Annotated in this window: 11 protein-coding genes and 1 pseudogene; 6 read left to right on the top strand and 6 right to left on the bottom strand. The window is 71.4% G+C overall.

The features are described from left to right. Position 1: 1 nt before the first annotated feature. The 3 genes from tpiA (at position 2) to ABZT87_RS09180 (ending at position 1633) form a co-directional block, all read left to right on the top strand. Positions 2 to 793, top strand: a complete 792-nt coding sequence (gene tpiA / locus ABZT87_RS09190; protein ID WP_354860375.1) for a triose-phosphate isomerase — start codon at positions 2 to 4, stop codon at positions 791 to 793. Positions 794 to 888: 95 nt separating this feature from the next. Continuing rightward, positions 889 to 1149 (top strand): preprotein translocase subunit SecG, encoded by a 261-nt coding sequence (gene secG / locus ABZT87_RS09185; RefSeq protein ID WP_354860376.1) that lies wholly within the window; start codon positions 889 to 891, stop codon positions 1147 to 1149. Between the two features lie 139 nt (positions 1150 to 1288). Then, entirely contained in the window at positions 1289 to 1633 is a 345-nt protein-coding gene (locus tag ABZT87_RS09180; RefSeq protein ID WP_354860378.1) for an RNA polymerase-binding protein RbpA, read from the top strand. Between the two features lie 33 nt (positions 1634 to 1666). On the opposite strand, the gene pgl is transcribed toward ABZT87_RS09180, so the two are convergent. The 6 genes from pgl to tkt all read right to left on the bottom strand — a co-directional run bounded on the left by pgl (position 1667) and on the right by tkt (position 10215). Further along, positions 1667 to 2437 carry a 6-phosphogluconolactonase gene (gene pgl, locus ABZT87_RS09175; protein ID WP_355134688.1) on the bottom strand — a complete coding sequence of 257 codons (771 nt, stop codon included), beginning with the start codon at positions 2435 to 2437 and terminating at the stop codon, positions 1667 to 1669. A gap of 134 nt (positions 2438 to 2571) precedes the next feature. Then, on the bottom strand, positions 2572 to 3588 hold the full coding sequence (locus ABZT87_RS09170) for a glucose-6-phosphate dehydrogenase assembly protein OpcA (protein WP_354860381.1): 1017 nt from the start codon (positions 3586 to 3588) through the stop codon (positions 2572 to 2574). Continuing rightward, positions 3585 to 5135 (bottom strand): glucose-6-phosphate dehydrogenase, encoded by a 1551-nt coding sequence (gene zwf / locus ABZT87_RS09165; RefSeq protein ID WP_354860403.1) that lies wholly within the window; start codon positions 5133 to 5135, stop codon positions 3585 to 3587. The genes ABZT87_RS09170 and zwf overlap by 4 nt, the downstream gene beginning before the upstream one ends. Before the next feature lie 63 nt (positions 5136 to 5198). Beyond that, complete coding sequence (locus tag ABZT87_RS09160) at positions 5199 to 6848, bottom strand: glucose-6-phosphate isomerase (RefSeq protein WP_354860383.1); 1650 nt, start codon at positions 6846 to 6848, stop codon at positions 5199 to 5201. 37 nt (positions 6849 to 6885) lie between these two features. Then, complete coding sequence (tal, locus tag ABZT87_RS09155) at positions 6886 to 8061, bottom strand: transaldolase (RefSeq protein ID WP_355134686.1); 1176 nt, start codon at positions 8059 to 8061, stop codon at positions 6886 to 6888. A gap of 15 nt (positions 8062 to 8076) precedes the next feature. Further along, positions 8077 to 10215, bottom strand: coding sequence for a transketolase (gene tkt / locus ABZT87_RS09150; protein ID WP_355134684.1), 2139 nt, complete (start codon positions 10213 to 10215; stop codon positions 8077 to 8079). 265 nt (positions 10216 to 10480) lie between these two features. On the opposite strand from tkt, the gene ABZT87_RS09145 reads away from it, so the two are divergent. From ABZT87_RS09145 to ABZT87_RS09135, 3 genes and pseudogenes are all read left to right on the top strand, one after another. Continuing rightward, on the top strand, positions 10481 to 11434 hold the full coding sequence (locus tag ABZT87_RS09145; RefSeq protein WP_355067610.1) for a heme o synthase: 954 nt from the start codon (positions 10481 to 10483) through the stop codon (positions 11432 to 11434). A gap of 285 nt (positions 11435 to 11719) precedes the next feature. Then, on the top strand, positions 11720 to 12055 hold the full coding sequence (locus tag ABZT87_RS09140) for a hypothetical protein (RefSeq protein WP_354860389.1): 336 nt from the start codon (positions 11720 to 11722) through the stop codon (positions 12053 to 12055). A gap of 14 nt (positions 12056 to 12069) precedes the next feature. Then, positions 12070 to 12984: pseudogene (locus tag ABZT87_RS09135) on the top strand (hypothetical protein); the annotation flags it as partial. Between the last annotated feature and the right edge of the window lie 121 nt (positions 12985 to 13105).

Raw genomic sequence — 13105 nt, 5'->3', positions numbered from 1 at the left:
CATGGCGAGCACGACCCGCCGGCCGTTGATGGCCGGCAACTGGAAGATGAACCTCAACCACCTCGAGGCCAACCTGCTCGTGCAGAAGCTGGCCGCGAGCCTCACCGAGAAGCAGCTCACCGAGGTCGAGACGGTCGTGCTGCCGCCGTTCACCGCCCTGCGCACCGTGCAGACGGCGGTGGACGGCGACAAGCTGCTGATCGGCTACGGCGGGCAGGACCTCTCCCCGCACACGGCGGGCGCGTACACCGGGGACATCTCCGGCGTGATGCTCGCCAAGCTCGGCTGCACGTACGTGGTGGTCGGGCACTCCGAGCGGCGGGCCTACCACCACGAGGACGACGGGTTGGTCAATGCGAAGGTGAAGGCGGCGCTCACGCACGGCCTGACCCCGATCCTCTGCGTGGGGGAGGGGCTGGACATCCGCGAGCAGGGCACCCACGTGGCGCACTGCGCCGACCAGCTCGACGGGGGCCTCGCCGGGCTCACCGCCGAGCAGGTGCGCCAGGTCGTCATCGCGTACGAGCCGGTCTGGGCGATCGGCACCGGCAAGACCGCGACGCCCGAGGACGCCCAGGAGGTCTGCGGTGCGGTCCGCCAGCGGCTGGCGGAGCGCTTCGACGCCGAGACCGCCGACGCGGTTCGGATCCTCTACGGCGGGTCGGTCAAGGCGTCCAACGTCGCCTCGATCATGGCTCAGCCGGACGTGGACGGGGGCCTGGTGGGCGGCGCCAGCCTGGACGCGGAAGAATTCGCGCAGATCTGCCGGTTCCCCGAGCACATCGCTCGCTGATCGCTCGCTATCCTGGACACCGCCCGTCCACCGGCCGGTGCCACCGTGCCCGACCTGTCCGGGCGAGGATCGCTACGAGAGGACTGCCCCCAGCCATGCCGATCTGGTTCGCATACACGTTGATCGTGTTGCTGGTCATCACGAGCATCCTGCTCACCATGCTCATCCTGCTGCACCGCGGTAAGGGTGGCGGGTTGTCGAGCATGTTCGGCGGTGGCGTCAGCTCCAGCCTCGCCGGCTCCTCGGTGGCCGAGAAGAACCTGGACCGTTACACCGTTCTGGTGGGTGTCGTCTGGTTCGCGGCGATCGTCGGGCTGGGGCTCTGGCTCCGTCTCCAGTTGAACAGCGGCTCCTGAGCAGGCCCGCGAAGTCGTACAATCTGCGCGCGGTCCGTCACTCGACGGGCCGCGCGCAGTCTTTTCTCCGCTGCACCGCGTCGCCCGCCGCCCATCCCCGACGGCGGCGGGTCCCCTCCGACGACAGGAGCGAGCAGCCGTGCCCAGTGGCAACGTCATCCGCGGCGCCCGCGTCGGGTCCGCACCCATGCGCCCGGACGAGCGGCACCAACCCGCACCCCGACAGGACGTCACCTACTGGTGTCGCAACGACCACCAGACCGACATCCGCATCGCGGCCGACGCCACGGCGCCGCCGCTGTGGGACTGCCCCCGCTGCGGGCTCCCCGCCGGTCTGGACGCGCAGAACCCGCCCGGACGGGTCCGCGCCGAGCCCTACAAGAGCCACCTGGCGTACGTGAAGGAGCGGCGTACCGCCGAGGAGGGCGAGGCGCTGCTGGCGGAGGCGCTCGCCGCGCTGCGCCGCCGCCGGGGCGAAAGTTAGGCAAGGGCCCCACGTCGGAGCCCTTCCCGTCGTTCAGCGCAGGCTACGCAGCCGGGCGGGCACGTCAGCGGCCGCCGCGCGGTCCAGCAGCCAGCGGGTACGGTCCACGCCGTGCACCCCGGCGGCCGGCAGCTGCACCGGGCCGGCGCCGGCCAGCGCCATGCCCACCGCACGTGCCTTGTCGGCGCCGCCGGCCACCAGCCAGACCTCCTCGGCGGTGTTGATCGCCGACAGGGTGAGCGTGGTCCGCACCGGCGGCGGCTTCGGGCTGCCCCGCACCGCGCTGACCGGCCGCGTCTCGTAGTGCACCGGGTGCCCGGGGAAGACCGACGCGACGTGCCCGTCCTCGCCGACACCCAGCATCAGCACGTCGAAGTGCGGCAGCGCGGCGTGCCCCGGCCGGGCGGCGCGGGCCAACTCGTCGGCGTACGCGGCGGCGGCCGCCTCGGGGTCGTTGCCGGCCGGGCCGTCGGAGGCCGGCATGGAATGCACCCGGGCCGGGTCCAGCGGCACCACGTCCAACAGGGCGGCGCGGGCCTGGGTCTCGTTGCGCTCCGGGTCGCCGGCGGGCAGGAACCGCTCGTCACCCCACCACACGTCGACCCGGGACCAGTCCACCGCGTCGCGGGCCGGCAACTGCGCCACCGCCCGGTACACGGCCGCGGCGACGCGCCCACCGGTGAGCACGATCGCGGCCTCACCCCGGTCGGCCTGCGCGTCGAGCAGCTTCACCAGCAGCCGGGCCGCCACGGCCTGCGCCAGCAGGTCGGCGTCGGCGTGAACGGCGACACTCGCCTCACTCATGGGTTGTGCCTTCGTTTCCCGACCGCTGGGCGGTCGCTGTCGCGTCGTCTCCGGGCCGGTACGCCCAGAGGTGCTCCGGTGGAGGGCCGGAACCATCCCGGCCCTCCCGTTCGTCGTGCTGCGGACGTTCCGGCTCAGCTCTCGCCGCTCGTGCCGGTGTGCGCGGTGACCCCGGCCTCGGCGCGCTGGGCCGTGGCCGGATCCTTCCAGACGTGCACCCGCTGCGGGGGGCGCTGTTCCAGACCCCGCAGCCCGGCGGTCGCGCCCAGCGCCTCCGCGTACACCTGGTCCGCGTCCAGCCGGCGCAGCTCCTCGGCCAACTCGTCGCCGAGCGGCCGACGGACCAGCGGCAGGGCCCGGTCGTCCTGACCGGTCCGCCGGAACACCGCCAGGCTGTCCTCGCGGGTCAGCGTCAGGCGGTCGCCGTTGGCGCAGGTCAACTGCACCTCCCGCATCCGGGGGAACTCGTTGGTGTCGACCCGGCGCGGGGTGATGCCCAGCCGGCTGGACAGCCAGCCGACCATCAGCGCCGCCGTCGGGTCGGTGGGCGGCGCGACGACGGTCGCCTCGGTGACCTTCGCCTCGGTGGTGTCGAACGCCCCGGCGACCAGGGTCCGCCACGGGGTGATCCGGGTCCACGCCAGGTCGGTGTCACCCGGGGCGTAGTCCCGGGCGCGCTGCCGCAGCGCCTCCACCGGGTCCGTGGCCTGCGCCGTGTCGGTGATCCTCCGGTCGGCGACCACCCCGAGGAAGTCGGTGGCGATCTCCGCCGGCGGTTCGCCGTGCCACCAGGTGACCACCGGCACGTCCGGCACCAGCAGCGGCATCACCACCGACTCCGCGTGCAGGGCGAGCCGCCCGTACAACCGGGTGACCACCGCCTCGCAGGGGCCGAGTCGGCCACCGACCACGATCTCCGCGTCCAGTCGGTTGCGTTCCCGCTCGATGTCGGAGCGGACCACGACCACCAGCCGGCACGGGTGGGCGGCGGCGGCGATGGTCGCCGCCGCCTCCGCCTCGCGGACCCGCTTCTCGTCCACCACCACGATGAGGGTGAGCGCCATGCCGCTGGCCACACCACCGGCGCTGCGCCGCTCGGCAGCCAGCGCCTTGACCACCTCGTTGCCGGTGGTGTCCCACAGCCCGATCATGCTCTTCTCCAAGCGCGGCCCTCGCGGGCCAGCATCTCGTCGGCCGCCCGCGGCCCCCACTCGCCGGCGCGGTACGGCTCCGGCGTGGTGCCCTCCCAGGCGTGCTCCAGCGGGTCGATCACCTGCCAGCTCTGCTCGACCTCGGCCGCGTCCGGGAACAGGGTGCGGTCCCCGATCAGCACGTCCAGCACCAGCCGCTCGTACGCCTCCGGGCTGGACTCCGTGAACGCCTCGCCGTACTGGAAGTCCATCGCGATGTCGCGGACCTCCATGGTGGTGCCCGGCACCTTCGAGCCGAACTTGAGCACCACGCCCTCGTCCGGCTGCACCCGGATGACGAGCTGGTTGTTGCCCAGCGACTCCATGTCGGCGTCGTTGAACGGCAGGTGCGGCGCCTTCTTGAACATGATGGCGACCTCGGTGACCCGCCGGGGCAGCCGCTTGCCGGCCCGGATGTAGAACGGCACCTCGGCCCAGCGCCGGTTCTGGATGCCGAGCCGCACCGCCACGTACGTCTCCGTGGTGGAGTCGGGGGGTACGCCCTGCTCCTCCCGGTAACCGACCGCGCGTTCGCCGCCGACCCAGCCGGGCAGGTACTGGCCGCGGACGGTGTCCCGGGCGACGTCCTTCGGCAGGGTGATGGCCTTGAGCACCTTCAGCTTCTCGGCGCGGATCTCGTCGGCGTCGAAGCTCGTCGGCTCCTCCATGGCCACCAGCGCCAGGAGTTGGAGCAGGTGGTTCTGCAGCACGTCACGGGCGGTGCCGACGGTGTCGTAGAAGCCGGCCCGGCTGCCGATGCCGACGTCCTCGGCCATGGTGATCTGCACCGAGTCGACGTACTTCGAGTTCCACAGCGGCTCGAACAGGTTGTTGGCGAACCGCAGGGCCAGGATGTTCTGGACGGTCTCCTTGCCCAGGTAGTGGTCGATCCGGAAGACGTCCTGGCGGGTGAACACGTCGTCGACGAGGTCGTTGAGCGCCTTCGCCGACGGCAGGTCGTTACCGAACGGCTTCTCCACCACCACCCGGCGCCAACCGCCGGACTTCTCGTTGTCGGCCATCCCGGTGCGGGCCAGTTGCTTGAGCACGACGGGGAACGCGGCCGGGGGGATGGAGAAGTAGAACGCCGCGTTGCCGGCGATGCCGTGACTCTGCCGCAGGTCGTCCAGCGTCGAGGCGAGCTGGTCGAAGGCCGCGTCGTCGTCGAACGACCCGCCGACGAACTTGATGTTGCCGGCCAGTCGCGCCCACACCTCGTCCCGCCACGGGGTACGGGCGTGCTTCTTCGCCGCCTCGCACGCGAGGGTCTCGAAGTCGCCGTCACCCCAGTCGCGGCGGGCGAAGCCGAGCACCACGAAACCGGGCGGCAGCAGGCCCCGGTTCGCCAGGTCGTAGACCGCCGGGAGCAGCTTCTTGCGGGCCAGGTCGCCGGTCACCCCGAAGATCACCAGAGCGCACGGCTCGGGGATCCGGGGCAACCGGCGGTCCTGCGGGTCGCGTAGCGGGTTCGTCGAGCCACCTTCGGTTCGCGCCTCCGGGGCTCGCAACCCCGGCTCACTCCTCGCGCTCACGGTGCTCCCTCGCTTCCGCTTCTGTCACAGCGTCCATCCTCACGCCCGCAGCTCACCGGCCGCGTCGAGTAGTTGGGCGACGCCGGTTGCCCGGTCGGTCAGGTGCAGCCGCAGCAGCGGCCGCTTCCGACCCGCGAGGGCCTGCCGGTCGCCGGCGGCCTGTGCCGCCTGCAACTCACCGAAGGTGTACGGCTTGCCCGGCACCGCCAGGTCCTCGGTGACCGCGCCGGTCACCTGCAGGAAGCTGCCCACCTGCGGGCCGCCCTTGTGGTACTGGCCGGTGGAGTGCAGGAACCGCGGCCCCCAGCCGAAGGTGACCGGCCGACCGGACGCGCCGGCCAGCAGCGGCCGCAGCCGGGCCGCGTCGGCGTCGGCGAAGCGGTCCAGGTACGCCATGACGGCCAGGTAACCGTCGTCGCCGAGACCGTCGAGCAGCCAGCGCAGCACGCCGGCCAGGTCACCGGGCGCGCCCTGCGGCGCGTACACCTCGATCGCGCCCTCGGTGAACGACGGCGTCTCCGCCGGCAGGCCCGAGGCCAGGATCTTGTTGGTGTTCTCCTTGGACTCGGTGACGTTCGGCTGGTTGAACGGGTCGATGCCGAGCACCACGCCGGCCACCGCGGTGGCGTACTCCCAGGCCAGGAACTGCGCGCCGAGCGGGCCGTTGACGGCCACGTCCGGGTCGGCGCCGCCGCCCGGCACGTCACCGGGGGCCAGCGCGCCGCCGTAGCTGACGGTCAGCACGTCCGGCCCGGTGGCGCCGGGGCTCTGCGGGGACTCGACCACGACGGGCAGGATGCCCACTCCGGCCTTGCCGGTCGACTCGGCGATCAACTGCTCGGCCCAGTCACCCAGGCCGTCGATGCCGGTGCCGTCGGACACCAGGGCGACCTTGTCGCGGGCCAGCGTGGCCGCGGCGCCCAACGCGGCGCCCAGCGCCAGCGCCGGGTTGTCGCGGTCGGAGCCGAGCGACTCGGCCAACGCGTCGGCCTGGTCGATCAGCTCGGCGACCTCGACACCGGCCAGCGCGGACGGCACCAGCCCGAACGCGGTCAGCGCCGAGTACCGGCCGCCCACGTTCGGGTCGGCGAGCACGGTGAACGCGCCCATCTCGGCCGCGGTGGCCTCCAGCGGCGAACCCGGGTCGGTGACGATGACGAAGTGCCGGCCGGCCTCCGCCTCGGTCATTCCGGCGTCCAGGAACGCCTGCCAGTAGGCGCGACGGTGGCTGTCGGTCTCCACCGTCGAGCCGGACTTGCTGGCGACGACCACCACGGTGCGCTCCAGCCGGTCACCCAGGGCCGCCCGGACCTGGCCCGGGTCGGTGGTGTCCAGCACGGTCAACGGCCGGCCCAGGGTCCGCGTGATCACCTCGGGGGCGAGCGACGAGCCGCCCATACCGGCGAGCACCACGTGGTCCAGGTCGGCCAGCTCCGCGGTCAGCTCGGCGAGCTGCACCAGCAGCTCCCGGCTGCGCCGGTGGGTGTCCACCCAGCCGAGCCGGACCTTCGCCTCGGCCTCGGCGTCCGGGCCCCACAGGCTTGCGTCCTTGGCGGCCAGCCTGCCGGGGACGCCGGCCTTGACCAGCGCCTCCCGGGTCGAGGCGGGCGCGGACTTGTCGACCGCGTCCGCGCCGTACACAGCGAGTCCGGCGGCTGCCTCCACCGGCCCTGCAAGAAGATCGCTCATGCCGCCACTCCGCTTCGCTGCGTGCCGATTCGCTCGCTCACGCGCCACCCGCCTTCGCGGCGGCGTTCGCGTTGCCCTTGGCCGCCTTGTTCGGAGCACCCTTGCCGCTGCCGGCCGCCTCCAGCGACTTGCGGACGCCGTCGAGCAGCTCCTGCCAGCTCGCCTCGAACTTCTCCACGCCCTCGCGCTCCAGGGTGGCGATCACGTCGGCCATGTCCACCCCGACCGACTCCAGGTCCGCGAAGACCTTCCGGGCCGCGTCGTAGGCGCCGGTGATGGTGTCGCCGCGCGTCTCGCCGTGATCGGCGTACGCGTGGATGACCGACTCCGGCATGGTGTTGACCGTGCCGGGGGCGATCAGCTCCTCGACGTAGATCACGTCCCGGTAGTCCGGGTTCTTCGTCGAGGTGGAGGCCCACAGCGGCCGCTGCGGGTGCGCTCCGGCGGCCTCGAGCGCCTTCCAGCGGTCCGAGGAGAAGACCTCGGTGTAGCGCTCGTACGCCAGCTGGGCGTTGGCGATCGCGGCCTTGCCCTTCAGCGCCTTGGCCTGGTCGGAGCCGATCTTCTCCAGTCGCTTGTCGACCTCGGAGTCCACCCGGGAGACGAAGAACGACGCGACGGAGCCGATCTTCGACAGGTCGTGCCCGTTGGACTTGGCCTGCTCCAGACCGGTCAGGAAAGCCTCCATGACCGCCGAGTAGCGGTCCAGACCGAAGATCAGCGTCACGTTGACGCTGATCCCCTCGGCGAGCGTGTCGGTGATCGCCGACAGGCCCTCCTCGGTGGCCGGGATCTTGATGAAGAGGTTGGGCCGGTCGACCAGCCACCACAGCGCCTTGGCCTCGGCGACCGTCTTGTCCGCGTCGTGCGCGCTGCGCGGGTCCACCTCGATCGAGACCCGGCCGTCCACGCCGGCGCTGCCGTCGTACGACGGGCGCATCACGTCGCAGGCCCACCGTACGTCGTACGTGGTGAGCATCCGTACGGCCTCTTCCACGTCCACGCCACGGATGGCCAGGTCGCGCAACTGCCAGTTGTACTCGTCGGCGTCGCTCAACGCCTTCGCGAAGATCGTCGGGTTGGTGGTGACGCCCGCGACGTGCTTCTCACGGCGGAGCTTGTCCAGCCCGCCGGAGCTCAAACGTACCCGGGAAAGATCATCGAGCCACACCGCCACACCCGCGGCGGTGAGCTCATTCAGCTTGTCCGTCATTCCGTCCACGCTCCCTCAGTTGCCGGTCGTGAAACCGGTGATGTCGCCCACCCGGGCCAGCGAGGCGTGTGCCGCCGCCACGATCCGGTCGGGGGTGAACCCGAACTGCTCGAAGAGCACGGTGTGCGGGGCGCTCGCCCCGTAGTGCTCCAGGCTGACGCTCTCGCCGAGGTCACCGACGATGCCGCGCCAGGACATGGCGATCCCGGCCTCCACGCTCACCCGTGCCTTTACCCCACGCGGGAGCACCGACTCCCGGTATGCCTCATCCTGCTCGTAGAACCACTCCTGGCAGGGCATCGAGACGACCCGGGTCGGCGTGCCGTCGGCCTCCAGCCGCTCCCGGGCGGTCAGGCAGAGCTGCACCTCGGAGCCGGTGCCGACGATGATCACCTGGGGCTTGCCGTTGGACGCCTCGGCCAGCACGTAGCCACCCTTGGCCACGCCGGCCACGTCACCCAGGACATCCCGGTCCAGGGTCGGCAGCGGCTGGCGGCTCAGCGCCAGCGCGGTCGGCCGGTCGGTGTGCTCCAGCGCCTGTCGCCAGGCCCACGTCGTCTCGTTGGCGTCCGCCGGGCGGACCACGTCCAGGCCCGGGATGGCGCGCAGCGCGGTCAGGTGCTCCACCGGCTGGTGGGTCGGGCCGTCCTCGCCCAGGCCGATCGAGTCGTGCGTCCAGACGTACGTCACCGGCAGCTTCATCAAGGCGGCCAGCCGCACCGACGGGCGCATGTAGTCGCTGAACACCAGGAACGTGCCGCCGTACGGGCGGGTGCCGCCGTGCAGCGCGATGCCGTTGAGGATGGCGCCCATGGCGTGCTCACGGATGCCGAAGTGCAGGGTCCGGCCGTACTCGTGGCCGGGGAAGTCCTTGGTGGCGTGCGCGGCCGGGATGAACGACGGCTCGCCCTTCATGGTGGTGTTGTTGCTCTCGGCCAGGTCGGCCGAACCGCCCCACAGCTCCGGCAGCACCGGCGCGAGCGCCTCGAGCACCTTGCCGGAGGCGGCCCGGGTGGCCACACCCTTGGCGTCGGCGGGGAAGACCGGCAGCGCCTCGGTCCAGCCGTCCGGCAGCACCCGGCCGGCCATCCGCTCGTAGAGCGCCGTGCGCTCCGGGTTCGCCTTCTTCCAGGCGTCGAACGCGGCGGTCCACTCCTGCTCGGCCTTGTCGCCGCGGCCCATCACCGTGCGGGCGTGGCCGAGCACCTCCTCGTCGACCTGGAAGGTCTGCTCCGGGTCGAAGCCGAGGATCCGCTTGGTGGCCTTCACCTCGTCGGCGCCGAGCGCCGAGCCGTGGATCTTGCCGGTGTTCTGCTTGTTGGGCGCGGGCCAGCCGATGATGGTGCGCAGCGCGATGAAGGAGGGACGACCGGTCTCGGCCTTGGCGGCCACCAGCGCGCGGTACAGCGCCTCGGCGTCCTCGTGGTAGTCACCCTGGTCGGCGTCACCGCTGCGCCAGTCGACGGTCTGCACGTGCCAGCCGTACGCCTCGTAGCGGGCCGCCACGTCCTCGCTCTTGGCGATGCGGGTGTCGTCCTCGATCGAGATCTCGTTGTCGTCGTAGATCACCGTGAGGTTGCCCAGCTGCTGGTGCCCGGCGAGGGCGCTGGCCTCGTGGCTGATGCCCTCCTCGATGTCGCCGTCGGAGACGATGCACCAGATGTTGTGGTCGAAGACCGACCTGCCCGGCTCCGCCTCCGGGTCGAACAGGCCACGCTCGCGACGGGCCGCCATGGCCATGCCGACCGCGTTGCCCAGGCCCTGCCCGAGCGGGCCGGTGGTGGTCTCCACGCCCGGGGTGTGACCGTGCTCCGGGTGACCCGGGGTCTGCGAGCCCCACTGCCGCAGCGACTTCAGGTCGTTCAGGCTCAGCGGGTAGCCGGAGAGGAACAGCTGGATGTAGAGGCTCAGGCTGGAGTGCCCGGCGGAGAGCACGAACCGGTCCCGGCCGGGCCAGTTCGGGTCGGCCGGGTTGTGCCGCATGACCCGGTTGAAGAGGAGGTAGGCCGCGGGCGCCAGGCTCATCGCGGTGCCCGGGTGGCCGTTGCCGGATTTCTCGACGGCATCCATGGCCAGGACGCGGACGGTGTCGACAGCCCGGCGATCGAGGTCGGACCAGTTGAGTTCGGAGTGCTCGGGTCGGTTGGCAGCCACGATGGTTGTGCTCCTCGGCAGATGGGCGGAACCCTCACTGATGACCCTATCGAGCGCGACTAAACGTGCGCCCGGGGATCTCCGCATGGTGTGCAGTACGTGACTCTGCGCCCAGACGTTCAACCCGGTGGTGTGACGGCCCGCACCGTTGTCGGGTCGGCCGGGCAGCCAAAACGACAACGCGTAGTGTGTGGGTCGGTGTGCGGCCCCCGAGCGGGCGCGGCCGACTCGATCTCCCCGTGCCGATGCCGGAAGGTGGCAATCCGTGAGCATGATCACCGAGCGCCCCGCGAGCAACCCCACCGGGCAGCCCCCGGTACGGGCGGCCGAGGGTCCGGTGGCGCGGCGGGACGTGCGCGCGATCGTGTCGGCGTACGTGGCGCTCACCAAGCCGCGCATCGTCGAGTTGCTGCTGGTCACCACCGTCCCGGCGATGATGCTCGCCGACGGCGGACTGCCGTCGCTGTGGCTGATGGCCGTGGTGCTCATCGGTGGCTCGCTCGCCGCGGGGGCGGCCAGCGTGCTCAACTGCTACATCGACCGGGACATCGACCAGTTGATGCGGCGGACCAAGCGGCGTCCGCTGCCGGCGCACACGGTGTCGCCGCGCAGCGCGCTCGTCTTCGGTCTGGTGCTGGCGGCGATCTCGATCGTTCTGATGGCGGCGTTCACCAACCTGCTCGCCGCCGGGCTGACGCTCGCCGCGATCGTCTACTACGACGTCGTCTACACCCTCTGGCTCAAGCGCTCCACCTCGACGAACACGTTCTGGGGTGGCGCCTGCGGTGCCGCTCCGGTGCTGATCGGGTGGGCGGCGGTCACCGGCGGGCTCGCCCCGGCGGCCTGGGGCCTGTTCGCGGTGGTCTTCTTCTGGCAGATGCCGCACTTCTACCCGCTCGCGATGAAGTACAAGGACGACTACGCCCGCGCCGGCATCCCGATGCTGCCCGTGGTGGCCTCCACCCGCCGGGTGAACGCCGAGATCCTGATCTTCGCGTGGCTCACCGTGCTCACCTCCCTCGCGGTCTGGCCGCTGGGCCTCAGCGCGATCTACGGCGTACCGACGCTGGTGGTGGGCGCGATCTTCCTGGTCGAGGCGCACCGGCTCTGCCGGCGGGCGACCCGCGGCGAGGCGGTCAAGCCGATGCGGCTGTTCCACTGGTCGACGACGTACCTGACCATCGTCTTCGTGGCCGTCGCGCTCGACGCGCTGATCTGACCCGCGTCGAGGGACGTCCCACGACGCTGCGGAAATCCGCGGACTAATCATGGTCGTGGATGAGTTGTCCGGGTTTAATGTCACATGAGAGTAACTTTCGGGATGAGTCGGATCGACTCAACCTGCGGGCACTGGACCCTGATTTGCCCGAGTGGTTAGTGCGGGAAAGTCCGGATATAACCGGACAGGAAGCCTGTGGCCTTCCTGAAACCTAGAGGTAATTGGCATCACAAAAGGTTCATGGTTCTCGCACGCGCGAGTGCAACTCTGCTTAGGCTTCGCGTCATGGCAGATGGTTCCGATACGACGCTGACGGCCGAGCAGACCGCCGGCGAGCAGGCCCCGCACGGCCTGGTCGCGGGCCTCCGGTCGTTCGCCGCCGGGCACGGCGGCGCGAAGGCCGTCATCGAGTACGTCGGTAAGCGCGGCGCACGGATCGTCCTCGTGGGTGCCGATGGTGAGTGGGGCGACCAGTTCGCCGAGGACACCGTCACCGCCCGGGAGGCGTGCGCCAAGGCGGGAGTCACCGTCGAGAACGCCTGGGAGCGTGAACTGATGGACCAGATGCGACCGAGCAACGACCTCTGGCGGTCGATGGCCCGGCGCACGATGGCCCGTTGAGATAGAGAGCTGAATTGACCAACCACCACCAGTCGACCCGGGGGGAACCCCGGGTCGCTCTCGTCACCTGCACCGAGCTGGTCGACCTCGACCCCGATGACCGCCTCGTCCTCGACCCGCTCACCGCCCGGGGGATCGCCGCCGAGGCGGTCGTCTGGGACGACCCCGACGCCGACTGGTCCTCGTACGACCTCGTCGTGCTCCGCTCACCGTGGGACTACGCCCTGCGCCGCGACGAGTTCGTCGCCTGGGCCGCGTCGGTGCCCACCCTGGTCAACCCGGCCGACGTGGTGCGGTGGAACACCGACAAGCGCTACCTGGCCGAGCTGAGCGCCGCCGGGGTGCCGACCGTGCCGACGTCCTGGGTCGAGCCGGGCGAGAGCTGGTCGCCGCCCGCCGAGACGGGCGAGTACGTGCTCAAGCCCTCGGTCAGCGCCGGCAGTCAGGACACCGGCCGGTACGACCTGGCCGACCCGGAGCACCGCGACCTGGCTCACGCCCACGTACGCCGCCTCTCCACCGCCGGCCGGACGACCATGGTCCAGCCGTACCTGAGCGCCGTCGACAGCGAGGGCGAGACCGCACTGCTCTTCCTGGCCGGCCCGGACGGGCTCGCGTACAGCCACGCCATCCGCAAGGGTCCGATGCTGACCGGCCCGGATCTCGGCCCGGACGGCCTCTACAAGGCCGAGGAGATCAGGCCCCGCGCCGCGCGGCCCGAGCAGTTGGCGGTCGCCGAGCGGACCCTCGCGGCGGTGCCCGGTGGCACGCGTCAACTGCTCTACGCCCGGGTCGACCTGATCCCCGGCCCGGACGGCGACCCGGTCCTGGTCGAACTGGAGCTGACCGAGCCGTCGCTCTTCATCGGGTACGCCGACGGCGCCCCCGACCGCCTCGCCACCGCGATCGCCACCCACCTGGCCCGCCGAGCCTGGCCCGCCGAGCCTGACCTGCCGAGCCTCCGCGCCGACGTCTGCGCGACATCATGGAAGTAGTGGCATCGGCGTGCTGGCGATGCCACTACTTCCTGGATCGAGCATGATCGTGACA

It is taken from the genome of Micromonospora sp. NPDC005237, assembly GCF_040607775.1.
Lineage (GTDB): Bacteria > Actinomycetota > Actinomycetes > Mycobacteriales > Micromonosporaceae > Micromonospora.
The sequence above is the reverse complement of the archived record's forward strand: the minus strand, read 5'-3'. Positions and strand labels throughout refer to the sequence as shown.

Excerpts from the sequence above, each read along its gene's own strand:
- tpiA (WP_354860375.1), top strand. The coding sequence starts at position 2 with ATGGCGAGCACGACCCGCCGGCCGTTGATGGCCGGCAACTGGAAGATG.
- secG (WP_354860376.1), top strand. The coding sequence starts at position 889 with ATGCCGATCTGGTTCGCATACACGTTGATCGTGTTGCTGGTCATCACG.
- pgl (WP_355134688.1), bottom strand. The coding sequence starts at position 2,437 with ATGAGTGAGGCGAGTGTCGCCGTTCACGCCGACGCCGACCTGCTGGCG.
- ABZT87_RS09170 (WP_354860381.1), bottom strand. The coding sequence starts at position 3,588 with ATGATCGGGCTGTGGGACACCACCGGCAACGAGGTGGTCAAGGCGCTG.
- ABZT87_RS09160 (WP_354860383.1), bottom strand. The coding sequence starts at position 6,848 with ATGAGCGATCTTCTTGCAGGGCCGGTGGAGGCAGCCGCCGGACTCGCT.
- tal (WP_355134686.1), bottom strand. The coding sequence starts at position 8,061 with ATGACGGACAAGCTGAATGAGCTCACCGCCGCGGGTGTGGCGGTGTGG.
- ABZT87_RS09140 (WP_354860389.1), top strand. The coding sequence starts at position 11,720 with ATGGCAGATGGTTCCGATACGACGCTGACGGCCGAGCAGACCGCCGGC.